The following is a 681-nucleotide window of genomic DNA, read 5'->3' on the forward strand; positions in this document are numbered from 1 at the left end:
GCCATGGGGGAAGGGCTCCTTCGCGGGCGGCCGGCGGCCCGCATCACCGCGCGCCGCCATGGACGGAATCCTAGGTTCGCCCACCGTGGCGTTCAACACTTTGTTGAGCCCCGGGGGTGCCCGGATCACCCGGTCACGAGGGCGCGCCGCAGGTCCTTCGGGGTGTCGATGTCGGCGGGGTCGGCCACGTCCGAGCACTCCACGACCCGCACCCGGTCGGCGTGTTCCGCCAGGTAGGCGCGGGCGCCCCGGTCACCGCGTGCGGAGGCGACCACCCCGGGCAGGTGGTCGGCCCCGAGCAACACGGGGTGCCCCCGCTTCCCGCCGTACCCGGCGGTGACCAGGGCGCAGCGGAGTCCGCCGGGGGCCTCCCGGCCGGCCGCGATCACCCGGGCCGCCGCCGAGACCCCGATCCCGGGCTGGTCCACCAGCATCACCAACACGGCGTCGGCCGCCGGCGGGGGGTTCAGGCCGACGCGCAGCGAGGAGCCCATGCCCCGCTCCCAGGCCGGGTTGTCCACGATCTCGCGGGGTTTCGCGGACGAGGCGACCAATCGGGCCCGGACCCGTTCGGCGTCGGCGCCGATCACCACCCGCACCGGATCGCAGCCCGCGGCCGAGAGCACGGTGACGGCGCGTTCCGCCAGCGACCGCCCCCCCACCTCCAGCAGTGCCTTGGGC

General features: G+C 76.1%; 1 protein-coding gene. It reads right to left on the bottom strand.

Translation table 11 applies throughout. The features are described from left to right. Positions 1–125: 125 nt before the first annotated feature. Positions 126–681 (bottom strand): nucleotidyltransferase family protein (locus FNQ90_RS25805; RefSeq protein WP_182608514.1); only part of this gene is annotated, 556 nt, incomplete at its 5' end.

Source organism: Streptomyces alkaliphilus (assembly GCF_014141535.1).
Classification (GTDB): Bacteria; Actinomycetota; Actinomycetes; order Streptomycetales; family Streptomycetaceae; genus Streptomyces; species Streptomyces alkaliphilus.